Raw genomic sequence first — 25,996 nt, forward strand, 5'->3', positions numbered from 1 at the left:
GTCCGTGCTCCTTCTGATCTGGGTCGGCGGCGGGAAGGGCCAAACCAACCGTGGCCTCATAAGGTTAAAGTTTGGTCGATCCCGGGGCCGCTTCAAGTTTTTTCTTTGCGTACCCGCTCACATTTCCAAACACTGTGTGCACAGCGCCGTGATATGCGGCAACGCAGCGAAGGCTAGGAGAAGCTGTCACGGCGTTTCCGAACCTCGGTGAAGACGGCCAGGGGGTCGCCGTCTGCCAGCCCAACCGATGACTGCACTGCCGGCAGGTGGCAGCGCAGGAACGGGTTGGTGTCCAGCTCGAGTGCAAGGGTTGTGGGGACGGTGGCGCGCCCCGCTGCGCGCGCCGCCGCAATTTCGTCTCTCCGAGAGATAAGCCGGGAATTCTCCGGTTCAATGGTCAGGGCGAAGCGCACGTTGGTCTGGGCATACTCATGGCCCGAACAGACGGTGGTTTCCGGGGGCAGGGCGGCCATCTTCTGCAGGCTGTCCAGCATCTGCGCCGGCGTGCCTTCGAACAGACGCCCGCAGCCCAGGTGCATCAGGCTGTCCATGGTGACCAGGATTGCCGACCCAGGCAGGTGATAGGCAACATGGCCGATGGTATGGCCCGGCACCTCCATCACATGCACGCTCTCGCCGCCAAAGTCCACCTCGTCGCCCTCGGCCACCTCGACATCGAGCGGCGGCAGGCGGTGCGCGTCGGCCTTGGCGCCGATCACCTGTGCCGGGGCGCCGGCCAGCAACTCGGCGGTGCCCTGCACGTGATCGGCATGGTGGTGGGTCAGGAAGACATGGCTCAGGGTCCAGCCGCGAGAGGAGAGGGCGTCGAGGATCGGCCCGGCCTCCGGCACGTCGAAGACCGCCGTTTCGCCGCTTTGATCGTCATGCACGAGATAGGCGTAATTGTCTGTCAGACAGGGAATGGTCACGAGCTCAAGGGGCATGGCAATTCGCGGCTCCGTTGCTAGAGTGGCCCTCAACTCTGACCCAAGCCGACGCGGACCGCAATGCACCTGGACGTACAGGACCTCAGGAATTTCTATTACCGCAGCGCGCTTGGCCGGGCGGCGCAGCGGGCGGTCACCAACCGCATGCTGCGGCTCTGGCCAGAGGCCAAGGGACAGACCGTGGCGGGCTTCGGCTTTGCGGTGCCGCTCCTGCGGCCCTACCTCGCCGAGGCGCGCCGGGTGATGGCGCTGATGCCCGGGCCCCAGGGCGTGATGCGCTGGCCTGCCGGCATGCCCAATGTCTCGGTCCTGACCGAAGAGACCCTCTGGCCGGTCGAGACCGGGCGGATCGACAAGCTGGTGGTGATGCACGGGCTGGAAACCTCGGAACGGCCCTCGGCGCTGCTCGAGGAATGCCACCGGGTGCTGGGGCCGGGGGGCAAGGTGCTTTTCGTGGTGCCGAACCGTGCCGGGCTCTGGTCGCGCAGCGATGCCACGCCTTTCGGGTTTGGACGGCCCTATACCCAGAGCCAGCTCGAGACCCAGCTGCGCACCCATGGCTTCATGCCCGAGAAACACGCCACCGCGCTCTACCAGCCGCCCTCGCCGCGGCGGTTCTGGATGAAGACCGGGCGGCTCTGGGAAAGCTCTGGCCAGCGCTTCGGCCTGCCGCTTCCGGCCGGCGTTCTGATGGTCGAGGCCAGCAAACGGGTGCAGGCGCCGCACGACCCGGGGCTGCGGGTGCACGTGCCCAGCCCGCTTGACGTGCTCAGCCCGAAACCGGCAAAAGAGGCCAAGCCTGTTTAGGCGCTAACAGCGGATTTCAAGGGTCGGGAATCGTCGGAGTTCACGAAAATGAAAGGTTTTTGAAGCGCTTGCAGGTGCGCATTCGGTCGCACATGCGACAAGTTTTTGAAATTGCACGTTTATCCACCCGCCTTAAAAAACCTCAAGTATGTTGCGGGGTGGGGAAGGCTCTGCTACATCCGGCGTGATTTAGCGCCCTGAGCATTGTTCGGGGCCGGGAAACGCCCCCGGACGTCGCAGCCTGCGGCAAACCGGGGCCAGATAGTCGGAAGGGTGGACGTGTCCGAACCAGCTTCGATTTCCTCGGGTATTGCCGATCGCTATGCGACGGCCGTGTTCGAGATTGCCAACGAGAACGGCAAGCTCGCCGAACTTGAAACCAGCCTCGACGATCTGTCCGCCGCTCTGGACAGCAGCGAGGACCTGCGCGATCTGATCAGCAACCCGCTGTATTCCCGTGCTGACCAGGAAAACGCCATCACTGCCGTCGGCAAGTCGATGAAGCTCCGCCCGGTGCTCGTCAAGACCATGGGTCTGATGGCGGCCAAGCGGCGCCTGTTCGTCCTGCCGCAGCTGATTGCCCAGCTGCGCAGCAAGATTGCCGCCCACAAGGGCGAAGTGACCGCCGAAGTGACCAGTGCCACGGCGCTGACCCCGGCCCAGGCCGATGCGCTGGCCGCGTCGCTGAAGAAGTCCGTGGGCAAGGATGTCAAAGTGAAAACGGCCGTCGATGAGAGCCTCATCGGCGGTCTTGTTGTCAAGGTGGGCTCGAAGATGATCGATACCTCGATCCGCTCGAAGCTCAATTCCCTCCAGAATGCAATGAAAGAGGTCGGATAAATGGGTATCCAAGCAGCCGAGATTTCTGCGATCCTAAAGGAGCAGATCAAGAACTTCGGGCAAGAAGCCGAAGTCGCCGAAGTGGGCCGCGTGCTCAGCGTCGGTGACGGTATCGCGCGGGTCTATGGCCTCGACAGCGTCCAGGCCGGTGAGATGGTCGAATTCCCCGGTGGCATCATGGGCATGGCGCTGAACCTTGAAACCGACAACGTCGGTGTCGTGATCTTCGGCTCCGACCGGGACATCAAGGAAGGCGACACCGTCAAGCGCACCAACTCGATCGTGGACGTGCCTGCCGGCCCCGAACTGCTCGGCCGCGTGGTCGACGGTCTCGGCAACCCGCTGGACGGCAAGGGCCCGATCAACGCCTCCGAGCGTCGCATCGCCGACGTCAAGGCACCGGGCATCATCCCGCGTAAATCGGTGCACGAACCGATGGCGACCGGCCTCAAGGCGATCGACTCGATGATCCCGATCGGCCGCGGCCAGCGCGAGCTGATCATCGGTGACCGTCAGACCGGCAAGACCGCCGTGGCGCTTGACACCATCCTGAACCAGAAGTCCTACAACGACGAAGCCGGCGAAGACGAGAGCAAGAAGCTCTACTGCGTCTACGTCGCCATCGGCCAGAAGCGTTCGACCGTGGCGCAGCTGGTGAAGCGTCTCGAAGAGACCGGCGCCATCGATTATTCGATCGTCGTCGCCGCCACCGCGTCCGACCCGGCGCCGATGCAGTTCCTGGCCCCCTATGCCGCGACCGCCATGGCCGAGTACTTCCGCGACAACGGCAAGCACGCCCTGATCGTGTACGATGACCTGTCCAAACAGGCCGTGTCCTACCGCCAGATGTCCCTGCTGCTGCGCCGTCCGCCGGGCCGCGAAGCTTACCCGGGCGACGTTTTCTACCTCCACTCCCGCCTGCTCGAGCGTTCGGCCAAGCTGAACGAAGACAACGGCTCGGGCTCGCTGACGGCTCTGCCGATCATCGAAACCCAGGGTGGTGACGTGTCGGCCTTCATCCCGACCAACGTGATCTCGATCACCGACGGCCAGATCTTCCTCGAAACCGAGCTGTTCTATCAGGGCATCCGCCCCGCCGTGAACACCGGTCTGTCGGTGTCGCGGGTGGGTTCGTCCGCTCAGACCAACGCGATGAAGTCGGTCGCCGGTCCGGTGAAACTGGAACTCGCTCAGTACCGCGAAATGGCGGCCTTTGCGCAGTTCGGCTCCGACCTCGACGCCGCCACCCAGCAGCTGCTGAACCGTGGTGCGCGCCTGACCGAGCTGATGAAACAGCCGCAGTATTCGCCGCTGACCAACGCGGAAATCGTCTGCGTCATCTTCGCCGGCACCAAGGGCTACCTCGACAAGATCAAGGTGTCCGAAGTGGGCCGTTTCGAGAAGGGCCTGCTGCAGCACCTGCGCTCCAAGCATGCCGATCTTCTCGATTACATCACCGAAGAAGACCCGAAGATCAAAGGTGAAGCCGAGGACAAGATCCGCGCCGCACTGGACGAATTCGCCGCCGACTTCGCATAAGGAGATAAGGCTATGCCAAATCTCAAGGACCTGAAAAACAGGATCGAGTCGGTCAAGTCGACCCGCAAGATCACCAAGGCCATGCAGATGGTGGCCGCCGCAAAACTGCGGCGGGCACAGGAAGCTGCCGAAATGGCGCGGCCTTACACGGAGCGGTTCAATGCCGTGATGGCAGGGCTGGCGCAATCGGTGGGCGAGAGCGACAGCGCGCCCAGGCTTCTGTCGGGCACCGGCAGTGACGACGTGCATCTGCTCGTCGTCATGACTGCCGAGCGCGGCCTCTGCGGTGGCTTCAACGGCAACATTGCCAAGCTCGCGCGCAACCATGCGCAAGAGCTGCTCGCCAAGGGCAAGACGGTCAAAATCCTGACCGTCGGCAAGAAGGGCCGTGACGTGCTGAAACGCGAGTACAGCAAGCATCTCGTCGGTCACGTCGACCTGAGCGAGGTCAAGCGCGTGGGCTATGCCAACGCGCAGGAGATCGCCAAGGACGTGCTGGGCCGCTTCGACGCGGGCGAGTTCGACGTGGCGACGCTGTTCTACTCGAAGTTCCAGAACGTGGTGACGCAGATCCCCACGGCGCAACAGATCATCCCCGCCAGCTTCGAAGCTGACGAGGACGGTGAAGAGACGGGCACCAATACGCTCTACGATTACGAGCCCAGCGAAGAGGCCATTCTGGCCGATCTGCTGCCGCGTGGCGTGGCCACACAGATCTTTGCCGGTCTGCTGGAAAACGCCGCGTCGGAACAGGGCGCACGCATGTCCGCCATGGACAACGCGACGCGCAACGCCGGCGACATGATCGACAAGCTGACCATCGAGTACAACCGCTCGCGTCAGGCCGTCATCACCAATGAACTGATCGAAATTATCTCGGGCGCGGAAGCGCTCTAAGAACCGGAGACCTAGTAAATGGCAAACGCACAAGGCAAAGTGACTCAGGTCATCGGCGCCGTTGTCGACGTACAGTTCGACGATGAGCTGCCGGCGATCCTGAACGCGCTGACCACCGACAACAACGGCAACCGTCTGGTTCTGGAAGTTGCACAGCACCTCGGCGAAAACACCGTCCGCACCATCGCGATGGACGCGACCGAAGGTCTCGTCCGGGGTCAGGAAGTGCTCGACACCGGCGGCCCGATCTCGGTGCCGGTCGGCAACGCCACCCTCGGCCGCATCCTGAACGTCGTGGGCGAGCCCGTGGACGAAGGCGGCCCCGTCGCGGCCACCGAGACCCGCTCGATCCACCAGCCGGCGCCGGAGTTCTCCGAGCAGTCGACCGAGTCGGAAATCCTCGTCACCGGCATCAAGGTCGTCGACCTGCTGGCGCCCTACGCCAAGGGCGGCAAGATCGGCCTGTTCGGCGGCGCCGGCGTGGGCAAGACCGTTCTCATCATGGAACTGATCAACAACATCGCCAAGGTGCACTCGGGCTACTCCGTGTTCGCGGGTGTTGGTGAGCGGACCCGTGAGGGCAACGACCTCTACCACGAGATGATCGAATCCAACGTTATCAAGCCCGACAACCTCGAAGAGTCCCAGGTGGCTCTGGTCTACGGCCAGATGAACGAGCCTCCGGGCGCGCGTGCCCGTGTTGCCCTGACCGGCCTGACCCTGGCCGAGCAGTTCCGCGACCAGTCCGGTACCGACGTTCTGTTCTTCGTCGACAACATCTTCCGCTTCACGCAGGCCGGTTCCGAGGTGTCCGCACTTCTCGGCCGTATCCCCTCCGCCGTGGGCTACCAGCCGACGCTGGCCACCGACATGGGTGCGATGCAGGAACGGATCACCTCGACCAAGCAGGGCTCGATCACCTCGATCCAGGCCGTTTACGTTCCCGCGGACGACCTGACCGACCCGGCCCCGGCCACAACCTTTGCTCACCTCGACGCAACCACCGTTCTGTCGCGTGCCATCTCCGAGCTGGGCATCTACCCGGCCGTTGACCCGCTCGACAGCTCGTCGCGCCTGATGGACCCGGCAATCGTGGGTGAAGAGCACTACAAGGTGGCGATGGATGTGCAGAACATCCTCCAGCGCTACAAGTCGCTGCAGGACATCATCGCCATCCTCGGCATGGACGAACTGTCGGAAGAGGACAAGCTGACCGTGGCCCGTGCCCGGAAAATCCAGCGTTTCCTGTCCCAGCCGTTCGACGTGGCGAAGGTCTTCACCGGCTCCGACGGTGTGCAGGTGCCGCTCGAGGACACGATCTCCTCGTTCAAGGCGGTTGTCGCCGGCGAATACGATCACCTGCCCGAGGGCGCCTTCTACATGGTTGGCGGCATCGACGAGGTGAAAGCCAAAGCCGAGAAGATGGCTGCCGACGCGGCCTGAGGAAACGGCCGGTCGTCCCGATGAGGGCCCGCAAGGGCCCGCAGAGGGGCGACCTCTCCCAAGGAGAAGAACATGGCAGACGAACTTCAATTCGACCTGGTCAGCCCCGAGCGGAGCCTTGCTTCGCAAAAGGTGACCGCGGTCCAGATCCCCGGTGCGGATGGTGACATGACGGCGATGGCCGATCACGCGCCCACCATCACCACCCTGCGCCCCGGCGTTCTGCGGATCGAAGGTGCCGAGACGGCGGAATATGTCGTCACCGGCGGCTTTGCCCAGATCAAGGCCGACGGCGTGACGGTTCTGGCCGAACGCGCCATCCCGCGCGCCGACATGACCCAGGAGCTTTTCGACGAGATGGTCGCCGAGGCCCGGGCCGTGCACACTTCGGCCAGGGACGCGAAAGAGCCCGACACCAATGCCGTCGACGAGGCGGTGAAGCTGGTGGCGGACATGGTCGCCATGGGCGGCGAGATCGGCCTGTCCTCGCAACAGCCGAACCTCTGAGCCCTTCCGGCCACTCAATTCGAAACGGAGCGCCCCCCGGGGCGCGCCGTTTTGCTTTGGGGGGAAGGAGGGTCACGACGTCGCCCAGCGTTACCATTTTGCTTGGCTGGGTAGGGCAGGCGGCGAGGCCCCGGATCAGGTCCGGGGCAGGTGGGCGCTGACGTCGGCCGGGCTTGCGGGATTGTCTGGCGGGGCAGGGCAGAGGGTGAGGCCTCGGGTCAAGCCCGGGGCGGTCAATAGCGTCCACCGGTTCTCAAGAGGGTCACGCGCCCCGGCCTCCGCGCCGGGGCCTCCCGGTTGACGCCGCCAAGCCACGAGCTCCAATAGAACCGCAATCCCCAGAAGCCCGGACAGATGTCATGCGCAGCCGGGCTTTCCTTCCCCGGCCCGCGGCGGTATTCAGGGCGGCGAAACCGACACAGGTGCAACATGTCCAACGACCTTTTCAATTCCTTCATGACCGGCCCCGACGAGAAGGGCCGTTTCGGCAATTACGGCGGCCGGTTCGTCTCGGAAACGCTGATGCCGCTGATCCTGTCGCTGGAAGAGGAATACGAAAAGGCCAAGACCGACCAGAGCTTCTGGGACGAGATGGATTATCTCTGGAAACATTACGTCGGACGGCCCAGCCCGCTCTATTTCGCCGAAGGCCTGACCGAGCGTCTGGGCGGCGCCAAGGTCTATCTCAAACGTGACGAGCTGAACCACACCGGCGCGCACAAGATCAACAACGTGCTGGGCCAGATCCTGCTGGCGCGGCGCATGGGCAAGACCCGGATCATCGCCGAGACCGGCGCCGGCCAGCACGGCGTCGCCACCGCCACCGTCTGCGCCAAGTTCGGTCTGAAATGCGTGGTCTACATGGGCGCGCATGACGTCGAGCGGCAGAAGCCCAACGTCTTCCGCATGCGCCTGCTGGGCGCCGAGGTGGTGCCGGTGACCTCCGGTCGCGGCACGCTCAAGGACGCGATGAACGACGCGCTGCGCGACTGGGTGACCAACGTGCGCGACACCTTCTACTGCATCGGCACCGTCGCCGGCCCGCACCCCTATCCGGCGATGGTGCGCGACTTCCAATCGATCATCGGCAAGGAAGCGAAAGAGCAGATCATGGAGGCCGAGGGCCGTCTGCCCGACACGATCATCGCCGCCATCGGCGGTGGCTCGAACGCCATGGGCCTGTTCTACCCCTTCCTCGACGACAAGGACGTGCGCATCATCGGCGTCGAAGCCGGCGGCAAGGGCGTGAACCAGAAGATGGAGCATTGCGCCTCGCTCACCGGCGGACGCCCCGGCGTGCTGCACGGCAACCGCACCTACCTGCTGCAGGATGATGACGGGCAGATCCTCGAAGGTTACTCGATCTCGGCCGGGCTGGATTATCCCGGCATCGGCCCGGAGCATTCCTGGCTGCATGACACCAAGCGGGCCGAATACGTGGCGATCACCGACAAGGAGGCGCTCGAGGCCTTCCAGCTCTGCTGCGAGGCCGAGGGCATCATCCCGGCGCTCGAACCCTGTCACGCGCTGGCGCATGTCATGAAGATCGCGCCGGAACTGCCCAAGGACCACGTGATCATCATGAATATGTGCGGTCGGGGCGACAAGGACATCTTCGCCGTGGCCAAACACTTGGGCTTCGACATGGATGAGGCGGACTGAGGCGTTGCGCCCGAGCCTGTCCCTGGCGCGGAATCAATGCCGCAGGCCGCCGCGCCACCGCCATGCTGAAAGCATGCCTGTGGCGTGACCCGCTCCCCGGCACGGCGACTGGGTGACGTGCGCGCGCCGCTCATTCTTAGCGCGCCAGTGACGGGGGATAATGCGCGGAACTGATGTTGGAACACCGCACCGCCGCCCCGCGATGGCACGGTTTTGTCCGGTCGGTCTGATGAGGCTCAGGCGCGGAATCAAGGCCGCAGGCCGCCGCGCCATCGCCGGGCCGTCCCCCGGCACGGCGATTGGTCGACGTCAGCGCGCCGCTCATTCCCAGCGCGCCAGTGACGCGGATAAATCGAACAGAACGGCAGTTGGTTCGCCGCACCGCGGCCCGACGATGGCACGGCTTGTCCGGTTGGACCGACGCTGCAGGGCGCGGAACAAGGCCGCAGGCCGCCGCGCCATCGCCATGCTGAAAGCATGCCTGTGGCATGACCCGCCCCCCCGGCACGGCGATTGGTCGACGTGCGCGTGCCGCTCAATCCCAGCGCGCCAGTGACGGAGATAAATCGCGCAGAACTTGCCTTGGTTCGCCGTTCCGCGGCCCGGCGATGGCACGGCTTGAGCGGGTGGTGGGGCTTCAAGACCCCGCTCTGGTCCCGAACCATCGCATCAGTGTGGTCGAGGCTCTGGCTCCCGCGCGCGGGCTGGGGTAAAGGGGGCCAAACGACTTGCGGGGACGCCAATGACACGCCACCTCATCACCTCTGCCATTCCCTATATCAACGGGATCAAGCACCTCGGCAACCTGATCGGGTCGCAGCTGCCGGCCGATCTCTTTGCGCGCTACCAGCGGGCGCGGGGGCAGGAGGTGATGTTTCTCTGCGCCACCGACGAACACGGCACCCCGGCGGAACTGGCGGCCGCCAAGGCCGGCAAGCCGGTCGCCGAATACTGCGCCGAGATGCACGCCGTTCAGGCCGAGATCGCCCGCGGTTTCCGCCTCAGCTTCGATCACTTCGGCCGTTCGTCGAGCCCGCAGAACCACGCGCTGACCCAGCATTTCGCCGGCCGGCTGGCCGAGGCCGGGCTGATCAAGGAAGTCAGCGAGAAGCAGGTCTATTCCCACGCCGACGGCCGCTTCCTGCCCGATCGCTACATCGAGGGCACCTGCCCGAACTGCGGCTATGACCGGGCCCGGGGCGACCAGTGCGAGAATTGCACCAAGCAGCTCGACCCCACCGACCTGATCGAACCGCGCAGCGCCATTTCCGGCTCGACGGATCTCGAGGTGCGCGAGACCAAGCACCTCTACCTGCGCCAGTCCGACATGCGCGACAAGCTGAACGACTGGATCGACAGCAAGGGCGACTGGCCGATCCTCACCACCTCGATCGCCAAGAAATGGCTGAACGACGGTGACGGTCTGCAGGACCGCGGCATCACCCGCGACCTCGACTGGGGTATCCCGGTGAAGAAGGGCGATCAGGACTGGCCCGGCATGGAGGGCAAGGTCTTCTACGTCTGGTTCGACGCGCCGATCGAATACATCGCCTGCAGCGCCGAATGGGCCGAGGCCAATGGCAAGCCCGAGGCCGAGTGGGAGCGCTGGTGGCGCACTGACAAGGGCGCAGACGACGTGCGCTACACTCAGTTCATGGGCAAGGACAACGTGCCTTTCCACACCCTCAGCTTCCCGGCGACGATCCTGGGCTCTGGCGAGCCGTGGAAGCTGGTCGATTACATCAAGTCGTTCAACTACCTCAACTACGACGGCGGCCAGTTCTCGACCTCGCAGGGCAGGGGCGTCTTCATGGATCAGGCGCTGGCGATCCTGCCCTCGGACTACTGGCGCTGGTGGCTGCTGAGCCATGCGCCCGAGAGCTCCGACAGCGAATTCACCTGGGAGAACTTCCAGGCCTCGGTCAACAAGGACCTGGCCGACGTGCTGGGCAACTTTGTCAGCCGGGTGACCAAGTTCTGCCGCTCGAAATTCGGCGAAGAGGTGCCGGCGGGCGGCACCTGGGGGCCGCAGGAACAGGCGGTGATCGCCGATCTGACAGCGCGGCTGCACGCCTACGAGGGCCACATGGAGGCCATCGAGGTGCGCAAGGCGGCGCAGGAGCTGCGCGCCATCTGGGTGACCGGCAACGAATACCTGCAGGAAGCCGCGCCCTGGTCGACCTTCAAGACGGACCCCGATCAGGCGGCGGCACAGATCCGGCTGGCGTTGAACCTGATCCGCTTCTACGCGGTGATCTCCAGCCCCTTCATCCCCGATGCGTCCGAGCAGCTGATGCAGGCGATGCAGAGCGACGACACCGCCTGGCCCGAAGATGTGACGGCTGCGCTGGAAAGCCTTGGCGCCGGTCACGCCTTTACCGTGCCGGATGTCACCTTCCGCAAGATCGCCGACGAGGAACGGGCGGAGTGGCAGGAAAAGTTCGCCGGCACCCGCGATTGATGTGCGTGCGAGACTGACGTATAATATTCTGAAATTAAACCAAAAAAATCGGAGGCCTGCCGGAGTTTTTATCCACAGGAATTTGCTCATAACACTGGCCATGGCGCTGGGCCTGATGATCGCCGCCCCGGTGCGGGCCGCGACCTGTCAGGCCACGGTGAGCGACATCGATTTCGGCGCGGTCAGCCTGCGCTCGGGCGAGGTCAACCGCACCTCGGGGACGCTGACCGTCTCCTGCTCGAGCCCGCTGGCCGAGCCGGTGGGCGTCTGCGCGCGCTTTGGCGCCGGCACCGGCGGGGCGGGGCCCGGCAATACGCAGCGCTTCCTGACCGGCCCGACCGGCCAGTCGCTGGCCTATCAGCTGCGCCAGGGCGGCCACGGCACGCTGCATGGCACGCTCAATCAGGTGCATGTGTTCATCCCCGTTGTGGGCTCGGTGGGCGAGGTCACGATCCCGATCTACGCCGAGCTTCTGGCCAATGGCACCGAGTTCGACACCGGGCTCTACAGTTCCCGTTTTGCCGGTCAGGCGCATGTGGAGATGAGCCACGGCGTGGTGAGCTGTGAGCTTTTCGGTCAGAGCACCCCGGTGGCCGAGTTCACCGTTCGGGCACAGACGGTGGCGAGCTGCGAGCTCGACGTCGGATCGCTGGACTTCGGCCAGATCACCAGCCTGGCCAGCGGCCCCGCCGATGCCAGCGCCGCGGTCGACATCCGCTGCACCTCTGGCACCGGCTATTCGGTTGCCATGGGGCTGGGCGACGGCCCCGGCGTCAGCCACCCGGCGCAGCGCCGGATGCGCGGGCTGACCGGGACGCTGGCCTACGGGCTCTACCGCGACCCCGGCCGCAGCCTGATCTGGGGCGAGGCGACCAACGACCAGGCCCGCGCCACCGGCACCGGTTACGGCCAGCGCTTCATGGTCTACGGCCGGGTGCACCAGGGTCAGCAGGCGCAGGTTGGCGCCTACAGCGACAACGTCGTGGTGACGGTGCATTACTGAGATGGGCTGCCGCTCTCGGGCGCGGAACAAGGCCGCAGGCCGCCGCGCCATCGCCGGGCCGCCCCCCGGCACGGCGATTGGTTAGACGTCAGCGCATTGCTCATTCAAAGCGCGCCAGTGGCTGGGATAAATCGAACAGACCTCAGGTTGCATCGCCGCACCGCGGCCCGGCGATGACACGCCTTTCGCGGTGTGTCTGACGCTCTCTGGCGCGGAACAAGGCCGCAGGCCGCCGCGCCATCGCCGGGCCACCCCCTTGGCCCGGCGATTGGTCAGACCTCAGCGAACCGTTCATTCAAAGCGCGCCAGTGACGCGGATAAATCGTACAGACCGACCGTTGCTTCGCCGCGCCGTGGCCCGGTGATGCCGCGTCTTGCGCTTGACAGCCAAGCCATGCCCCCGAACGAAAAACGCCCCCGCAGTGACCTGCGAGGGCGCTCAAACGTCAGCCTGAAAGACCTCAGGCCGCCTTGATCTCGACCAGCTCGATGGCAAAGGTCAGGTCCTTGCCGGCCAGCGGGTGGTTGGCGTCCAGCGTCACCTGCTCGTCGGTCACTTCGACCACGGTCACCGGCATGGCCTGGCCCGTGGGCGTCTGCACCTGCAGCTGGGTGCCGAGGTCGAGCGGGATGTCAGCCGGGATGTCGGCGCGCGGCACCGCCTGGCGGGCATTGGGATCGGCCTGGCCATAGGCTTCGTCCGCGGGCACGTCGACGACCTTTTTCTCGCCCACCGCCATGCCCGGCAGCGCCTTGTCGAGGCCCGGGATGATCTGGCCGGAGCCGACGGTGAATTCCAGCGGGTCGCGGCCTTGCGAGCTGTCGAAGGTGGCACCGTCGGCAAGAGTTCCGGTATAGTGAATGGCAACGGTGTCGCCCGATTTGACCTGGGTCATGAAAGCTCCGAGATGTGGGGGAATGGGAAGGGGAGGCCGCCGCTCTGACGGGTGCTCCGGGTTCATGGCGCGCCATGGTAACGACAAGCGCCCCGAATGGCAAATCGCGCCTGCCAAAGCGCACCAACCGCCGCAATCGGCCGGTTCCCGCGCTTGCAATACGCGAACATGGCGCATTTAATCGCTTTGGTATAGTAATTGAGCAATTCCCCGAGTCACCAAGGCCGCCGTGCCGGCAAGCGGAGGAGGCTGGCATTGGAACGGAGATCGGTTTGTGGCACTGAATTACGACGCCGAGGCATTGGCCGGGCTGGATGCCGAAACCTTTCTCGAGGCGATGCACGACGAGGTCGTGCTCCTTGACGCCCGGGGCCGGATCGTCGCCGTCAACGAGGCCTGGCGCCGGTTCTGCATCGAAAACGGCGGCGATGCCGAGACCTGTTACCTCGGCACCGACTACTTCGGCATCTGTCGCGGCGCCGCTGGCAGCTCGTCGGCCGAGGCGGCGCTGATCTCGGATGCGCTCGAGCGGGTGCTGGCCACCGGCCAGCCGTTCCGCTGCGAATATCCCTGCGACAGCCCGACCGTGAAACGCTGGTTCGAGCTGACCGCCAACCGGATGATGCGCGACGAGGCTGCCTTTCTGATCGTCCAGCACCGCAACATCACCAGCCGCAAGACCGAGCGGCGCGAGGTCGAGGCCGCCTTCATCAAGGCCAGCGCCATGACGGCGCTGATCGCCACCTCGAACGACGCGATCCTCAGCTACGATCTCGACGGTCGCATCACCACCTGGAACCCCGCCGCGCAACGGCTCTATGGCTATACCGCCGACGAGGCGATCGGACAGTCGCTGGAACTGCTCTACCCCGAGGGCTGGCCCAAACGGGTGACCGAATACCGCGACGAGATCATCGCCGGCCGCCTGCAACGGTTCGAGGCGCCGCGGGTGGCCAAGGACGGCACCGTGCGCGACGTCTGGGTCGCCTGCGCCCCGATCCGCAGCCCCGAGGGCGAGGTGGTGGCGATTTCGAACATCCACCGTGACGTGACCGAGATCCGCCGTGCCGAGAAGGCCCGCGACCTGATCGCCAAGGAGGTGATCCACCGCGCCAAGAACATGCTGAGCATCGTCATGGCCATCCAGCGCCAGACCGCGCGGCGGGCGACCTCGCTCGAGGAGTTCAACGCCGCCTTCGAGGCGCGGTTGCGGTCGCTGTCGCAGTCGACCGACCTGCTGGTGCAGAGCGCCTGGACCACGGTGTCGCTGAGCCAGCTGATCGATCGCCATCTCGAACCCTTCGTCGATCTCTCGGACGGCCGGATCGAGCGCCTAGGCCCCGATATCCAGCTGCAGCCGCAATGTGTCCAGACCATCGGCATGGCGCTGCACGAACTGGCGACCAATTCGGTCAAGCACGGTGCCCTGCGCGATGGCTCCGGCCGGGTCGGCATCCGCTGGTCGCTGGAAAAGAGCGATGGCAAGGACCTGCACCTGTCCTGGGCGGAAACCGGAGTCGATGTCACCGGCCCGCCAACGCGCGGCACCAAGGGCTTTGGCAGCACGGTGCTGACCTCGCTGGCGCCCTCGATGCTGGCGGCGCGCAGCGAATACAATATCGGTACCGAGGGCGTGAACTGGTCGATCCGGGTGCCGCCAGAGCATTTCAGCCTGGCCAGCTAGGCTCCGGCCTGCGGGCAAGGGGGTGGCAATTGCCGCGTCCATCGGCATGATGGCGGCAAATCACCCTCATCAAAGGCGCTCTCATGACCATCACCACCTGCATCTTTGACGCCTATGGCACGCTCTTCGACGTGGCCGCCGCCGCACGGCTGGCCGCCGAAGAACCGGGCCAGGGCCATTGGGCGGACAAATGGCCGGCGCTGGCCGCCGACTGGCGGGCCAAGCAGCTGCAATACACTTGGCTCCGCGCCATCACCGGCGATCACTGCGATTTCTGGCAGGTCACGCAGAACGGGCTCGACTGGGCCCTGGAAAAGCAGGGGCTGGAGGGCGACGCCGAGCTGCGCGAACGGCTGCTGGCGCTCTACTGGGAGCTTCAGGCCTACCCTGAAGTGCCGCAGATGCTGGCGGCGCTGAAATCCGCCGGGCTGAACACCGCGATCCTGTCGAACGGCTCGCCCGACATGCTGAATGGCGCGGTGGGCAGTGCCGGGCTGGAAGAGCTGCTCGACGATGTGCTCTCGGTCGAAAGCGTCGGCATCTTCAAGCCGGCGAAACAGGTCTACGACATGGTCGGCGCGCGGTTTGACTGCACGCCCGAACAGGTGCTCTTTGTCTCGTCGAACGGCTGGGATGCAGCGGGGGCGGCCGCTTATGGTTTCCGCACCGTCTGGGTCAACCGCGCCGGCGAGCCGATGGACCGCCTGCCGGGCCGCCCCGGCGAGGTGCTGAGCGATCTGACCCGCATTCCCGAGCTGGCAGGAGCCTGAGGTGCCTTATTTCAAAACGTCCGACGGGCTGTCGCTGTACTATGACGACCAGGGCGAGGGGCTGGCGCTGCTCTGCCTCTCGGGCCTGACCCGTGACAGCCGCGACTTCGACTACATGCTGCCGCATCTCGCAGGCTGCCGGGTGATCCGCCTCGACTATCGCGGTCGCGGCAAGTCCGAGTTCGCCGAGGATCCGCTGACCTACAACGTCCCGCGCGAGGCGCTGGACGTGGTCGAGCTGATGGCGCATCTCGGGCTGGAGCGTGCCGCGGTGCTGGGCACCTCGCGCGGCGGGCTGGTAGCCATGGCGCTGGCGATGGGCGTGCCTGACAAGCTGATCGGCGTGGCATTCAACGATATCGGTCCGGTCATCGCGCCAGAAGGGCTCGAGGTGATCATGGGCTATCTCGGCCTGCCGCCGCGCTGGAAGACTTATGACGAGGCTGCGGCGGCGCGGCCGGCGGTGATGAAGGGCTTTGCCAATGTGCCCGACAGCCGCTGGCGCGCCGAGGTCGAGAAGTTCTTTGACCAGACCGAGGACGGTCTGGCGCTGACCTATGACCCACGGCTGCGCGACGCGGTGATCGCCGCCGGCGCCCAGCCGGTGCCCGATCTCTGGCCGATGTTCGACGCGCTGGCGGGCAAGCCCATGGCGATCATCCGTGGCGCCAATTCCGACCTGCTCTCGACCGAGACCCTGGCCGAGATGCAGGCCCGCCGCCCCGACGCCCATGTGGCGGTGGTGCCCGACCGGGGCCACGTCCCCTTTCTCGACGAGCCCGAGGCGCTGGCGGCGCTGGGCGCCTGGCTGAAGGACATGCAATGAATATCGAGATGATCGAGGCAGCCTACGGGCGGATTTCCGGCGTGGTTCGCCGCACGCCGCTGCTGAACGCGCCGCTGCTGGACGAGATCGCCGGCCGCCGGGTGCTGGTGAAGCCCGAATGTCTGCAGCTCACCGGCAGCTTCAAGTTCCGGGGCGGCATGTCGGCGCTCTCGGCGCTGGAGCCGGAGGCACGGGCGCGCGGCGTCATCGCATTTTCCTCGGGCAACCACGCCCAGGGCGTGGCGCTGGCGGCGCAGCGCTTCGGCGTGCCGGCGGTAATCATCATGCCCGCCGATGCCCCCGAGATGAAGATTGCCAACACGCGGGCCTATGGCGCCGAGGTAGTGCTGTACGACCGCGCCGCCGGTGTCGACCGCGAGGAGCTGGGCGCCGGCATCGCGGAGGAACGCGGCCTGACGCTGGTGCGCCCCTTCGACGAGCCGCAGGTGATCGCCGGGCAGGGGACCTGCGGGCTCGAGATCGCCCAGCAGGCGGCAGAACTGGGCGTGACCGAGGGTGATGTGCTGGCCTGCTGCGGCGGCGGCGGGCTGACCTCTGGCATCGCTTTGGCGCTCGAGGCTCACGCGCCCGGAATGCGCGCCCGCTCGGTCGAGCCCGAGGGTTATGACGATGCGGCCCGCTCGCTGGTCTCGGGCCGGCGCGAGCGCAATGCCACCGAGGCCGGCGGGCTCTGCGATGCCATCCTCACCCCCAGCCCGGGCGAGATCACCTTTCCGATCATGCAGCGGCTCTGCGGTCCCGGCCTCGTGGTCAGCGACGACGAGGTGCTGCGCGCCATGGCGCTGGCCTTCTCCCATCTGAAGCTGGTCGCCGAGCCGGGCGGTGCGGTGGCCCTGGCGGCGGCACTGTTCCACGGTGCGGAGTTGGAAGGCGACACGGTAATCGCCACGATCTCCGGCGGCAATGTCGACGCCGGGGTTTTCGCCAAGGCTCTGGCCCACGCCTGAACGCCACGCGCGGCGGGGGCCAACCTCCGCCGCGAACCACAAACGCCAGACCAAGGAGACCCCCACGCGCCGCCTGATTGACGCCAACGGCATTGGACTGCATGTCGCCGACGACGGCCCGCGCGACGGGCCGCCGGTGGTCTTTGCCCATGCCCTGGGCTGCGACCTGCGGATCTGGGACGGCGTGCTGCCGCATCTGCCGCCGGGCCTGCGGCTGATCCGCTATGACAGCCGCGGCCACGGTCTCTCGGATTGTCCGGCCGGGCCCTATGCCATGGGCGCGCTGGTGCGCGATGCCGAGGCGCTGCTCGACGCGCTGGAGCTGCGCGACGCGGTGTTCGTCGGCCTGTCGATCGGCGGGCTGGTGGCGCAGGGGCTGGCGGTCAAGCGGCTCGACCTTCTGCGCGCCATCGTGCTGTCCTGCACCGCCGCCAAGATCGGCACGCCCGCGCTCTGGCAGGAGCGGATCGAGATGGTGAAATCCGGCGGGCCGGGGGCGCTTCTGGACGGGCTGATGCCGCGTTGGTTCACCAAAGGCTTTCGCGATGGTCCCGAGGCGCGGATGGCCCGCAACATGGTCGCTCGCCAGCCCGCCGAGGGCTACGCCGGCTGCTGCGCCGCGATCTCGGGCACCGATTTCTACACGCCGACCTCGGGACTGCGGCTGCCCTGTCTGGGCATTGCCGCCAGCGAGGATGGCTCGACCCCGCCGGACCTGGTGCGCGAGACCATCGACCTGATCCCCGGCGCGCGCTTCGAGTTGATGCGCCGCGCCGGTCACATGGCGCCGGTGGAACAGCCCGAGGCCTTTGCCGCGCTGCTGAGCGAGTTCCTGCGCGACATCGGCCATGTCTGAGCCGGTGTCGGACATCCTGTTGATCCACGGCTCTGGCCACGGCGCCTGGTGTTTCGAGCCGCTGATCGGTAAGTTGCAGGCTTTGGGGCATAGCGCCCGCGCCATCGATTTGCCGGGGGCGGGCGACGATCCGACGCCGCCTGCCGAGGTGACGCTGGCACGCTATGCCGAGGCGATCTGCGCCGCCCTCGGGCGCAACACCCTGCTGCTCGGCCATTCCGCCGCCGGCTATGCCATCACCGCTGCCGCCGAGCGCGCGCCGGAGCGGATCGCGCGGCTGGTCTATCTCTGCGCCTATGTGCCAGAGCCCGGCCGCAGCATGCTTGACCTGATGCGCGATGCGCCGCGCCGGCCGCTGCACGGCAGGCTGACCAAGAGCGACGACGGGCTGTGCTACAGCGCCCCGGCGGAGGTGGCGGAGGAGTGCTTCTACCACGATTGCACCGAGGCGCAGCGCGCCTTTGCGATCCCGCGACTCTCTCCGCAACCGATCGCGCCGCAAGCGGAAGTCGTAAACCTGAGCAAAGTCTCGCAATCCCTGCCGCGCAGCTACATCCTCTGCCGGGACGACCGGACCATTCCGCCGGAGCATCAGGCGGCGATGACGGCCGGCTGGCCCCGCGCCGATGTGCACGAGCTCGCCAGCGGCCATTCGCCTTTCCTGTCGATGCCGGCGGAACTGGCCGCCCTGATCGACCGGCTGGCGCGGCAATGACCTGACGTCACGGCGGGGCGAGACGGAATTTCCGGCTTTCCACCGCCGCCCCGGTTTGCTTGGGTGAGGGCAACCAAGGAGGTGGGACATGCCGCAAATCAAAGCCGCCGTGCTGCGGGCCTTCGGGGCGCCGCTGGCGATCGAAGAGGTCACCCTGCGCGCCCCCGAGGCCGGCGAGATCGAGGTCACGCTCGACGCCGTGGCGATCTGCCATTCCGACATCTCCTTTGCCGAGGGCGGCTGGGGCGGGGCGCTGCCGGCGGTCTATGGCCACGAGGCGGCGGGCCGGGTGTCGAAGCTCGGCGCCGGTGTCACCGGGCTGGCCGAGGGCGACTTCGTCGTCGTCACCCTGATCAAGCCCTGCGGCACCTGTCCGAGCTGCGGCTCCGGCAAGCCGACGATCTGCGAGACGCCGACTATCGAGCCGCCCAAACTCACCGATTCCGAGGGCACGGCGCTGACGGCGGCGATGAACTGTGGCGCCTTTGCCGAGCGGGTGGTGGTCAGCGCCTCGCAGGTGGTGCGGCTGCCCGATGACCTCCCGGCCGAGAGCGCGGCACTGCTGGCCTGCGGCGTCATCACCGGTGTCGGCGCGGTGATCAACGCCGGGCGTCTGCGCGCCGGCGAGGACGTGGTGGTGATCGGCGCCGGCGGTGTCGGGCTCAATGCCATTCAGGGCGCGCGCATTGCCGGGGCGCGGCGGATCGTGGCCGTCGACATGAGCGAGCAAAAGCTCGCAATGGCGTGCGACTTCGGCGCCACCCATGGCGTTCTGGCCACCTCGGAGGCGCCCTGGAAGGACGCGATGAAGGCTTTGGACGGACGCGGCGCCGACGTGGTGGCGGTGACCGTCGGGGCGATCCGGGCCTATGACGATGCGCAGCGCTATCTCGGCTGGGGCGGGCGGATGATCATGGTCGGCATGCCGCACACCGGCGCCATGGCGCAATACGAACCGGTGGTGAATGCCTTCATGGGCTCGTCGATGGTCGGGTCCAAGATGGGCGACGTGGTGATCAGCCGCGATATTCCCTGGATGGCCGATCTCTATCGGCAGGGACGGCTCAAGCTCGACGAACTGGTTTCGGGCCGCTGGCGGCTCGACCAGATCAACGAGGCCATCGCCGACACCAAGTCCGGCGCGGCGCGGCGCAACGTCATCCTGTTCAATCAAGACCCCTGATCGAGGTCGAAAGCGCCATCCCACGCGAACCCGACAAACACCTGCTCCTCGCCCCTGAGCTTCCGGTAGAGCGCCAGTGCCGGCGCATTGTCGGGCTCGGTGCCGAGCCAGACGCCCCGGCAGCCGATGCCGCGCACATGGGCAATCAGCGTCCGGGTCACCATCCGCGCCAGCCCCTGTCGGCGATGGCTCTCTCGGGTGCCCACTTCGTTGACGAAGAAGGCGGGGGGCTTGTCGGGGTGCAGAAGCACGGTGCCGGAGGCGAAACTCAGGATGTCACCGCCAGCGATCGCCGCCACGATAACGTGGCCGGGGTCCTGCAGAAAGGCCAGCGCCTGATCGGGGCGGATCGGATGATCGAACAGCCCCGGGGTGACATTCCGCAAGAGCGCGATATCTTGCGCGCCAAGAACACGAAGCTGCATCAACCTTCCCCCAATTGAGAGCCTGCCATGAAACTCGCCGATCTCGACGTGATTGTCACCGCCCCGCCGGCGCCGGGCTGGGGCGGGCGCTACTGGATTCTCGTCAAGGTGACGACCGCCTGCGGGATCACCGGCTGGGGCGAATGCTACGCCGCCTCGGTCGGACCCAAGGCAATGGAATCGGTGATCCGCGATGTCTTCGAGCGGCACATGGCCGGCGACAGCCCCGAGAATGTCGAGCGGATGTTCCGCCGGGCCTATTCCTCGGGCTTCACCCAGCGGCCCGACCTGACGGTGATGGGGGCCTTCTCGGGCCTCGAGATCGCCTGCTGGGACATCCTCGGCAAGGCGCGGGAGCGGCCGGTCTGGGCGCTGCTGGGCGGGATGATGAACGAACGGCTGCGGGCCTATTCCTACCTCTATCCGCTGGACAGGCACCCTCTACCGGACTTCTGGGTCTCGCCCGAGATGGCGGCGGAAAGCGCGCTCGATCTGGTGGCGCGGGGCTACACGGCGGTCAAGTTCGACCCGGCCGGGCCCTACACCATGCGCGGCGGGCATCAGCCGGCGCTGAGCGACATCTCGATGTCGATGAGCTTCTGCGAGGCGATCCGAGAGGCGGTGGGCGACCGCGCCGACCTGCTGTTCGGCACCCATGGCCAGTTCAGCACCGGCGGCGCGATCCGGCTGGGGCAGGCAATCGAGGCCTACCAGCCGCTGTGGTACGAAGAGCCGATCCCGCCGGACAACCTGCTGGAGTTCCGCAAGGTGGCCGAGGCGGTGCGCATCCCGCTGGCCACCGGCGAACGGCTGACCACCCGGGCCGAGTTCGGCACGGTCCTGCAGACCGGCGGGGCCGCGATCCTGCAGCCGGCGCTGGGCCGCTCCGGCGGGCTCTGGGAGACGCGCAAGATCGCCGCACTGGCCGAGCATTTCAACGCCCAGGTGGCGCCGCATCTCTATGCCGGGCCGGTGGAATGGGCGGCCAACATCCATCTTGCCGCGACGATCCCCAACCTGCTGATGATCGAGACCATCGAGACGCCTTTCCACAACGACCTGATCGGCGGTGCGCTGACGGTGGAGGGGGGCTTTGTCACGCCACCCACGACCCCCGGCCTCGGCATCGAGGTCGACGAGGCGCTGGCGCGGGCGCATCCCTACGAGGGCGACGGGCTGCACCTGGAGATGCAGGAGGCGCCCTGCGACTATGTGGCGGGCAATGTCTTTGCCGGCGGCGCGCCGCCGCGGCAAAGCTGATTGCCGCAAGGTCAATTGGCGTGATAGCCTGAAACCGCCCATATTGTTTTGCCACTGCACGATCGCAAGAGTGACCCTTTGCTAGACCCGACCCCGACAGACATGGCCGACAGCGCCAAGGCCGCCGCAGGGTATCTCAAGACCCTGGCGCATGAAGGACGGCTGATGATCCTCTGCCATCTCGGCCAGGGGGAAATGTCGGTCGGTGCGCTGGAAGAGTCGCTGGGCATGCGCCAGGCGGCGGTCAGCCAGATGCTGGCGCGGCTGCGCGACGAGGGGCTGGTGGTCACCCGGCGCGAGGGCAAGACGGTCTATTACTCGCTGGCGGACGAGCGGACCCAGCGGATGATCGGCCTGCTCTACGAATATTACTGCAGCTAGTCTTCGCGCCAGAGGCCGAAGGCCGGGCTGAAATCGCCCTCGGCCAATGCGGCCAGCGGCAGGCAGATTTCCAATGCATCGGCGCCCCAGTCCCAGCCCGCCTGCGGCAGGCTCGGCAGGCGCAGAAGCACCGCGATCGGGCCGTTGCCGGTGCGGCGGATGTCGCCGATGGCCACCGGGGCGGGGGCCTTCTGCCGTTCGAGGTGCGCCGCCCAATGGGCGCGCGCGGCGGCGGGAAGGGTTTCCGGCGCGCTCTGCATCAGGCTGCAGGCGCGGCGGGTCAGGGTGCCCTGCCAGTCCTCGGCCCAGGTGCTGCCCGGCGTGCCCTCGGCGGCGCGGGCGGACCGGTCGGCCGGCACGTTGCGCTGGTAGATGCGCAGCGGCTCTGGCGCGCCGGGGGCGGCGGGAATATCCGGAGCCGGTTCGGTCAGGAAGAACGGCAGATCGACATGCGACAGCGCCGCGGCGATCAGCGGCATCGCCTCGGGCGGCAGATCACCCTGCAGCCGTTCAAGCGATTCGAACAGCCGGTCGAGCACCGATTGCGCGGTGGCGATGTCCCTGCGGCCGGTGATGAAGATGCCGGGGTTGGCAATCGCGCGCGGCGCCGGGGTGGGCGCGGGGCGGCTGCGCAGCATGCGGCCCCAGATGCCGTTGCTGCCGGCAGGCTCCGGCGCGCTGGGCCTGCTCTCGGCCTCCAGCCGGTCGAGCACCGCGGCGGACTCGGCCAGCACGCCGCAGATACGTCCCAGCAGTTCGAGCGCCGTCGGCAGGTCGATGGGCTGCGAGGCGGGCTTGGTCAGGTCATAGGCCTGGACCGCGGTGATCACCTCGGCGGCCAGCGGCGAGGGCGTCAGCCGCCAGAGCGGCGCCGGCGACTGCATCGGGCCCCGGGCGGCGGCGCTGTAGAACACCAGCGGCTCGCCCCTTGCATCGAGCGACAGGCGCAGCCAGCCGCGGCGCGGGCCGTAGCCGCGCCAGATCGTTTCGGGCAGGGCGCTGAGGTCGATCTCGGCCGAGAGCCGCGGTGCGGCCTCGGCGTTGGCCGCAGGTTGGGCGCGGACCCAGCCGACGCTGTCGGCAGGCGTGCCCGACACCGGGTGCAGCCAGATGATCTCGTCCGCGAGCGCGCGCGCCTGCTGTTCCATGTGGGTCTCCTTCTGACCCTCTGGTTAACCAGCCGATTGCGGAGGAATTGCGGCGCTCACAGGGCAATCAGGCGGGCAGGGGCGCCAGCTCCGGCCCGGCCTGGCCCAGCCGCACCTGCCAGTCGCGCCGCGGCGCGGTGCGCGCCCTGAGCCGGGTGAGCCGCCAGCCCGGTACCTCCGGCGCATGCGCGGGATCGAGCCGCCAGCGGCTCTCGACGCCGGGGGCACCGCCCTCGCGCCCCGGTGTCAGCAGGAGCCCCAGCGGCCGGCCGCCCAGCACCTCGGCCCCGGTCTCGGCCGCGAGGTGCAGCCGCCGCACCTGGGTCAGCCCCGGCAGGCCCGGCAGATCGCCGACCACCAGCGGCGCCGCGCCGGAGCGCAACACCTCTTCCAGGGTCCAGAGGATGTCCTCGGGGCGGGTGGGGTGCACGAAGACGAAACGCTCGGGCGCGCAGAGCCTGGCGAGGCCGGGGGCAAAGAGCGCATCCTTCTCCCAGGCCGGCGCCACCCAGATCACCGGGCCGGGCCCCGCCGCCTGCACCGCGCCTGCCACCCAGGCCGCCAGGGTGCGCCGCGCCAGGCCGCAGAACTCGTGCACCCGCATCTGCGTCAGCGACAGCTCGCCCGTCACCGACAGGGCGGGGCGCGCGGCCTGCGGCGCGCGCGTGAGGAGGGTGTGGTGACGACTCATGCGGACAGTGTAGATGTTCGTGCTCTGTTCTCAAGAGGTGCCGCGCAGGGCAGACCGGGGGATGGCGTATTTTTGCAAGAGAAGAAGCAGGGGGGAGGGGCAATGAAAAGCCGTCGCTTCCGGGGTTTAACTTTCTGCTTCGCGCGTTAGGTTCCGCCGCAACTGACAAGGGGACCTGAACCATGAAGATGACCAAGCTGGGCCAGAGCGGCCTCGAGGTGTCCGAACTCTGCCTCGGCACGATGACCTTCGGCACCCAGACGTCGCCCGAAGAGGCCCATGCCCAGATCGACCGCGCGCTGGAGCGCGGGGTGAATTTCATCGACACCGCCGAGATGTACCCGGTGAACCCGAAGTCGCGCGAAACCGTGGGCGGCACCGAGGCGATCATCGGCGACTGGATCGCGGCCAGCGGCCGGCGCAACGAGGTGGTTCTGGCCACCAAGCACCTGGGCAACGGTTCCGACCAGTCGCCCGACGGCGGGCCGATCACCGCCAAGACCATTGCGCGCAGCATCGAAGGCTCGCTCAAGCGGCTCCGGACCGACGTGATCGATCTCTACCAGTTTCACTGGCCCAACCGCGGGTCCTACATGTTCCGCAAGAACTGGACCTTCGATCCCTCCGGTCAGAACCGGGCCGAGGTGATTGCAAACATGGAGGAGTGTCTCGGCGCGCTGCAGCAGGAGGTCGAGCGCGGCACCATCCGCGCCTTCGGCGTTTCGAACGAGAGCGCCTGGGGCACCACCCAGTGGATCGAAGCCGCCAAGCGGGTGGGCGGGCCGCGCGTCGCCTCTCTGCAGAACGAATATTCGCTGATGTGTCGGCTGGCCGACACCGATGTGGCCGAGATGTGCTGCAACGAAGACGTGGGGCTCCTGCCGTTTTCGCCGCTGGCCTGCGGCTACCTGACCGGCAAGTACAGCGGCGGCCGGGTGCCGGAAGGCTCGCGCATGTCGATCAATCCCGACATGGGCGCGCGGCACAGCGACCGGACGCTTGCCACCGCCGAGGATTACGTGGCGCTGGCGCGCAAGCACGGGGTGGACCCGGTGCACATGGCGCTGGCCTGGACGGTGCAGCGGCCTTTCGTGGCCTCCTCGATCCTCGGCGCGACGACCCTGGAGCAGCTGAACCATGCGCTGGATGCGGCCGAGGTCACGCTCTCTGACGAACTGCTGGAAGAGATCGACGCGCTGCACCGCGCCAAGCCGATGCCCTACTGAGGGCGTCCACGAGGGTTAACCTTTCTTAACAAACCGGCTTGTGCGGGCGGGGTTTCCGCCGCACATTCCCGGCATGTTAAGACTTTGTTTACCTTTTGCGCTCTGCCTGAGCGCCCTGTTCCTGACCCCGGCACAGGCCGCGCCCGGCGAGATCACCGGCGTGGCCCGGGTGATCGACGGTGACACGCTGGACGTCGGCGACACCCGCGTCAGGCTCTTCGGCATCGATGCGGTCGAGCGCGACCAGACCTGCCGCCACCCCACCCGCGGCGACTGGCCCTGTGGCCGGGACGTGGCGCAGGAGGTGGCCTTCTGGCTCAATGGCGAGCGTCTGAGCTGCCGGCCCGAGGACCGCGACCGCTATGGCCGGGTGGTGGCCACCTGCTACCTGCGCGAGGCCGATGTCGGCGCGGTGCTGGTCGAGGCCGGCCTGGCCTTTGCCTACAGCAAGTATTCCGACCGCTACGAGACCCTGCAGGCCCGGGCGCTGGCGGCGGGGCGGGGGCTCTGGACTTCGGTGGTGGTGCAGCCCGAACGCTTCCGTCGCGGGACCGACCCGGTGGTGCCGGCCCAGGCGGAATGCCGGATCAAGGGCAATATTTCCTCCAAAGGCACCAGGATCTACCACCTGCCGGGCCAGGAATGGTACAACAGAACCCGGATCTCGCCGGAAAATGGCGAGCGCTGGTTCTGCTCGGAGGCAGAGGCCCGCCGCGCCGGCTGGCGCAAGGCCAGACGCTGAGCCACGGCTCCTCAAGCCCGACGGGGCTTTCTTCGCCCCGCCTCCCCCCTTCCTCTTGCCGAAAATACCCTCGGGGGGCGGCCACAGGCCGGGGGGCAGAGCCCCCAAGCCCGGCCCGC

At 67.1% G+C, this 25,996-nt stretch carries 25 protein-coding genes; 20 read left to right on the plus strand and 5 right to left on the minus strand.

What is annotated here, in order from left to right; genetic code table 11:
- Window positions 1-173: 173 nt before the first annotated feature.
- Window positions 174-944 (minus strand): hydroxyacylglutathione hydrolase, encoded by a 771-nt coding sequence (gloB, locus tag ACN0SE_RS03240; RefSeq protein WP_417523045.1) that lies wholly within the window; start codon window positions 942-944, stop codon window positions 174-176.
- A gap of 63 nt (window positions 945-1,007) precedes the next feature.
- On the opposite strand from gloB, the gene ACN0SE_RS03245 reads away from it, so the two are divergent.
- The 9 genes from ACN0SE_RS03245 (at window position 1,008) to ACN0SE_RS03285 (ending at window position 12,106) form a co-directional block, all read left to right on the plus strand.
- Window positions 1,008-1,754 (plus strand): methyltransferase domain-containing protein, encoded by a 747-nt coding sequence (locus tag ACN0SE_RS03245; protein WP_417523046.1) that lies wholly within the window; start codon window positions 1,008-1,010, stop codon window positions 1,752-1,754.
- Between the two features lie 273 nt (window positions 1,755-2,027).
- The gene (locus ACN0SE_RS03250; protein WP_417523047.1) at window positions 2,028-2,594 is read left to right on the plus strand and encodes a F0F1 ATP synthase subunit delta; all 567 of its coding nucleotides are present in this window, start codon (window positions 2,028-2,030) and stop codon (window positions 2,592-2,594) included.
- Window positions 2,595-4,133 (plus strand): F0F1 ATP synthase subunit alpha, encoded by a 1,539-nt coding sequence (gene atpA / locus ACN0SE_RS03255; protein ID WP_417523048.1) that lies wholly within the window; start codon window positions 2,595-2,597, stop codon window positions 4,131-4,133. It begins immediately after the preceding gene.
- Between the two features lie 12 nt (window positions 4,134-4,145).
- Complete coding sequence (locus tag ACN0SE_RS03260) at window positions 4,146-5,030, plus strand: F0F1 ATP synthase subunit gamma (RefSeq protein ID WP_417523049.1); 885 nt, start codon at window positions 4,146-4,148, stop codon at window positions 5,028-5,030.
- Window positions 5,031-5,048: 18 nt separating this feature from the next.
- Window positions 5,049-6,473 carry a F0F1 ATP synthase subunit beta gene (gene atpD, locus ACN0SE_RS03265; RefSeq protein WP_417523050.1) on the plus strand — a complete coding sequence of 475 codons (1,425 nt, stop codon included), beginning with the start codon at window positions 5,049-5,051 and terminating at the stop codon, window positions 6,471-6,473.
- Window positions 6,474-6,545: 72 nt separating this feature from the next.
- Window positions 6,546-6,980, plus strand: a complete 435-nt coding sequence (locus ACN0SE_RS03270; protein ID WP_417523051.1) for a F0F1 ATP synthase subunit epsilon — start codon at window positions 6,546-6,548, stop codon at window positions 6,978-6,980.
- A gap of 429 nt (window positions 6,981-7,409) precedes the next feature.
- Window positions 7,410-8,642, plus strand: a complete 1,233-nt coding sequence (trpB, locus tag ACN0SE_RS03275; RefSeq protein ID WP_417523052.1) for a tryptophan synthase subunit beta — start codon at window positions 7,410-7,412, stop codon at window positions 8,640-8,642.
- Window positions 8,643-9,384: 742 nt separating this feature from the next.
- Complete coding sequence (gene metG, locus ACN0SE_RS03280) at window positions 9,385-11,103, plus strand: methionine--tRNA ligase (RefSeq protein ID WP_417523053.1); 1,719 nt, start codon at window positions 9,385-9,387, stop codon at window positions 11,101-11,103.
- 82 nt (window positions 11,104-11,185) lie between these two features.
- The gene (locus ACN0SE_RS03285) at window positions 11,186-12,106 is read left to right on the plus strand and encodes a spore coat U domain-containing protein (RefSeq protein ID WP_417523054.1); all 921 of its coding nucleotides are present in this window, start codon (window positions 11,186-11,188) and stop codon (window positions 12,104-12,106) included.
- Window positions 12,107-12,567: 461 nt separating this feature from the next.
- On the opposite strand, the gene ACN0SE_RS03290 is transcribed toward ACN0SE_RS03285, so the two are convergent.
- On the minus strand, window positions 12,568-13,002 hold the full coding sequence (locus tag ACN0SE_RS03290) for an FKBP-type peptidyl-prolyl cis-trans isomerase (protein WP_417523055.1): 435 nt from the start codon (window positions 13,000-13,002) through the stop codon (window positions 12,568-12,570).
- Between the two features lie 274 nt (window positions 13,003-13,276).
- On the opposite strand from ACN0SE_RS03290, the gene ACN0SE_RS03295 reads away from it, so the two are divergent.
- From ACN0SE_RS03295 to ACN0SE_RS03325, 7 genes are all read left to right on the plus strand, one after another.
- Entirely contained in the window at window positions 13,277-14,686 is a 1,410-nt protein-coding gene (locus ACN0SE_RS03295; RefSeq protein ID WP_417523056.1) for a sensor histidine kinase, read from the plus strand.
- A gap of 83 nt (window positions 14,687-14,769) precedes the next feature.
- Entirely contained in the window at window positions 14,770-15,456 is a 687-nt protein-coding gene (locus ACN0SE_RS03300) for a haloacid dehalogenase type II (RefSeq protein WP_417523057.1), read from the plus strand.
- A 1-nt stretch (window position 15,457) separates the two neighbouring features.
- Window positions 15,458-16,282, plus strand: coding sequence for an alpha/beta fold hydrolase (locus ACN0SE_RS03305; RefSeq protein WP_417523058.1), 825 nt, complete (start codon window positions 15,458-15,460; stop codon window positions 16,280-16,282).
- Window positions 16,279-17,250 carry a threonine ammonia-lyase gene (locus ACN0SE_RS03310; RefSeq protein WP_417523059.1) on the plus strand — a complete coding sequence of 324 codons (972 nt, stop codon included), beginning with the start codon at window positions 16,279-16,281 and terminating at the stop codon, window positions 17,248-17,250. Before ACN0SE_RS03305 ends, ACN0SE_RS03310 begins: the two co-directional genes overlap by 4 nt.
- Complete coding sequence (gene pcaD / locus ACN0SE_RS03315) at window positions 17,207-18,106, plus strand: 3-oxoadipate enol-lactonase (RefSeq protein WP_417523060.1); 900 nt, start codon at window positions 17,207-17,209, stop codon at window positions 18,104-18,106. The genes ACN0SE_RS03310 and pcaD overlap by 44 nt, the downstream gene beginning before the upstream one ends.
- On the plus strand, window positions 18,099-18,821 hold the full coding sequence (locus ACN0SE_RS03320) for an alpha/beta fold hydrolase (protein ID WP_417523061.1): 723 nt from the start codon (window positions 18,099-18,101) through the stop codon (window positions 18,819-18,821). Before pcaD ends, ACN0SE_RS03320 begins: the two co-directional genes overlap by 8 nt.
- A gap of 88 nt (window positions 18,822-18,909) precedes the next feature.
- Window positions 18,910-20,004 (plus strand): zinc-binding dehydrogenase, encoded by a 1,095-nt coding sequence (locus ACN0SE_RS03325; RefSeq protein WP_417523062.1) that lies wholly within the window; start codon window positions 18,910-18,912, stop codon window positions 20,002-20,004.
- Here the strand turns inward: ACN0SE_RS03325 and ACN0SE_RS03330 are convergent.
- On the minus strand, window positions 19,992-20,429 hold the full coding sequence (locus ACN0SE_RS03330) for a GNAT family N-acetyltransferase (RefSeq protein WP_417523063.1): 438 nt from the start codon (window positions 20,427-20,429) through the stop codon (window positions 19,992-19,994). The two genes, ACN0SE_RS03325 and ACN0SE_RS03330, sit on opposite strands and share 13 nt — an antisense overlap.
- Window positions 20,430-20,456: 27 nt before the next feature.
- On the opposite strand from ACN0SE_RS03330, the gene ACN0SE_RS03335 reads away from it, so the two are divergent.
- The gene (locus ACN0SE_RS03335) at window positions 20,457-21,689 is read left to right on the plus strand and encodes a mandelate racemase/muconate lactonizing enzyme family protein (RefSeq protein ID WP_417523064.1); all 1,233 of its coding nucleotides are present in this window, start codon (window positions 20,457-20,459) and stop codon (window positions 21,687-21,689) included.
- 102 nt (window positions 21,690-21,791) lie between these two features.
- Complete coding sequence (locus ACN0SE_RS03340; protein WP_417523065.1) at window positions 21,792-22,070, plus strand: ArsR/SmtB family transcription factor; 279 nt, start codon at window positions 21,792-21,794, stop codon at window positions 22,068-22,070.
- Here ACN0SE_RS03340 and ACN0SE_RS03345 read toward each other — a convergent pair.
- Window positions 22,067-23,218, minus strand: a complete 1,152-nt coding sequence (locus tag ACN0SE_RS03345; RefSeq protein WP_417523066.1) for a hypothetical protein — start codon at window positions 23,216-23,218, stop codon at window positions 22,067-22,069. The genes ACN0SE_RS03340 and ACN0SE_RS03345 overlap by 4 nt on opposite strands.
- Before the next feature lie 67 nt (window positions 23,219-23,285).
- On the minus strand, window positions 23,286-23,909 hold the full coding sequence (locus tag ACN0SE_RS03350) for an ImuA family protein (RefSeq protein ID WP_417523067.1): 624 nt from the start codon (window positions 23,907-23,909) through the stop codon (window positions 23,286-23,288).
- Between the two features lie 182 nt (window positions 23,910-24,091).
- On the opposite strand from ACN0SE_RS03350, the gene ACN0SE_RS03355 reads away from it, so the two are divergent.
- Window positions 24,092-25,135 (plus strand): aldo/keto reductase, encoded by a 1,044-nt coding sequence (locus ACN0SE_RS03355; RefSeq protein ID WP_417523068.1) that lies wholly within the window; start codon window positions 24,092-24,094, stop codon window positions 25,133-25,135.
- A 73-nt stretch (window positions 25,136-25,208) separates the two neighbouring features.
- Entirely contained in the window at window positions 25,209-25,877 is a 669-nt protein-coding gene (locus tag ACN0SE_RS03360; protein ID WP_417523069.1) for a thermonuclease family protein, read from the plus strand.
- Window positions 25,878-25,996: the final 119 nt, after the last annotated feature.

Origin of the sequence: Marinovum sp. (assembly GCF_048263515.1) — a bacterium.
Lineage (GTDB): Bacteria > Pseudomonadota > Alphaproteobacteria > Rhodobacterales > Rhodobacteraceae > Marinovum.

Excerpts from the sequence above, each read along its gene's own strand:
- atpA (WP_417523048.1), top strand. The coding sequence starts at position 2,595 with ATGGGTATCCAAGCAGCCGAGATTTCTGCGATCCTAAAGGAGCAGATC.
- ACN0SE_RS03335 (WP_417523064.1), top strand. The coding sequence starts at position 20,457 with ATGAAACTCGCCGATCTCGACGTGATTGTCACCGCCCCGCCGGCGCCG.
- pcaD (WP_417523060.1), top strand. The coding sequence starts at position 17,207 with ATGTCGACGCCGGGGTTTTCGCCAAGGCTCTGGCCCACGCCTGAACGC.
- ACN0SE_RS03320 (WP_417523061.1), top strand. The coding sequence starts at position 18,099 with ATGTCTGAGCCGGTGTCGGACATCCTGTTGATCCACGGCTCTGGCCAC.
- atpD (WP_417523050.1), top strand. The coding sequence starts at position 5,049 with ATGGCAAACGCACAAGGCAAAGTGACTCAGGTCATCGGCGCCGTTGTC.
- ACN0SE_RS03350 (WP_417523067.1), bottom strand. The coding sequence starts at position 23,909 with ATGAGTCGTCACCACACCCTCCTCACGCGCGCGCCGCAGGCCGCGCGC.
- ACN0SE_RS03290 (WP_417523055.1), bottom strand. The coding sequence starts at position 13,002 with ATGACCCAGGTCAAATCGGGCGACACCGTTGCCATTCACTATACCGGA.
- ACN0SE_RS03300 (WP_417523057.1), top strand. The coding sequence starts at position 14,770 with ATGACCATCACCACCTGCATCTTTGACGCCTATGGCACGCTCTTCGAC.
- ACN0SE_RS03260 (WP_417523049.1), top strand. The coding sequence starts at position 4,146 with ATGCCAAATCTCAAGGACCTGAAAAACAGGATCGAGTCGGTCAAGTCG.
- ACN0SE_RS03345 (WP_417523066.1), bottom strand. The coding sequence starts at position 23,218 with ATGGAACAGCAGGCGCGCGCGCTCGCGGACGAGATCATCTGGCTGCAC.
- ACN0SE_RS03245 (WP_417523046.1), top strand. The coding sequence starts at position 1,008 with ATGCACCTGGACGTACAGGACCTCAGGAATTTCTATTACCGCAGCGCG.
- ACN0SE_RS03310 (WP_417523059.1), top strand. The coding sequence starts at position 16,279 with ATGAATATCGAGATGATCGAGGCAGCCTACGGGCGGATTTCCGGCGTG.
- ACN0SE_RS03270 (WP_417523051.1), top strand. The coding sequence starts at position 6,546 with ATGGCAGACGAACTTCAATTCGACCTGGTCAGCCCCGAGCGGAGCCTT.
- trpB (WP_417523052.1), top strand. The coding sequence starts at position 7,410 with ATGTCCAACGACCTTTTCAATTCCTTCATGACCGGCCCCGACGAGAAG.
- ACN0SE_RS03355 (WP_417523068.1), top strand. The coding sequence starts at position 24,092 with ATGAAGATGACCAAGCTGGGCCAGAGCGGCCTCGAGGTGTCCGAACTC.
- ACN0SE_RS03325 (WP_417523062.1), top strand. The coding sequence starts at position 18,910 with ATGCCGCAAATCAAAGCCGCCGTGCTGCGGGCCTTCGGGGCGCCGCTG.
- ACN0SE_RS03360 (WP_417523069.1), top strand. The coding sequence starts at position 25,209 with ATGTTAAGACTTTGTTTACCTTTTGCGCTCTGCCTGAGCGCCCTGTTC.
- ACN0SE_RS03340 (WP_417523065.1), top strand. The coding sequence starts at position 21,792 with ATGGCCGACAGCGCCAAGGCCGCCGCAGGGTATCTCAAGACCCTGGCG.
- gloB (WP_417523045.1), bottom strand. The coding sequence starts at position 944 with ATGCCCCTTGAGCTCGTGACCATTCCCTGTCTGACAGACAATTACGCC.
- ACN0SE_RS03330 (WP_417523063.1), bottom strand. The coding sequence starts at position 20,429 with ATGCAGCTTCGTGTTCTTGGCGCGCAAGATATCGCGCTCTTGCGGAAT.
- metG (WP_417523053.1), top strand. The coding sequence starts at position 9,385 with ATGACACGCCACCTCATCACCTCTGCCATTCCCTATATCAACGGGATC.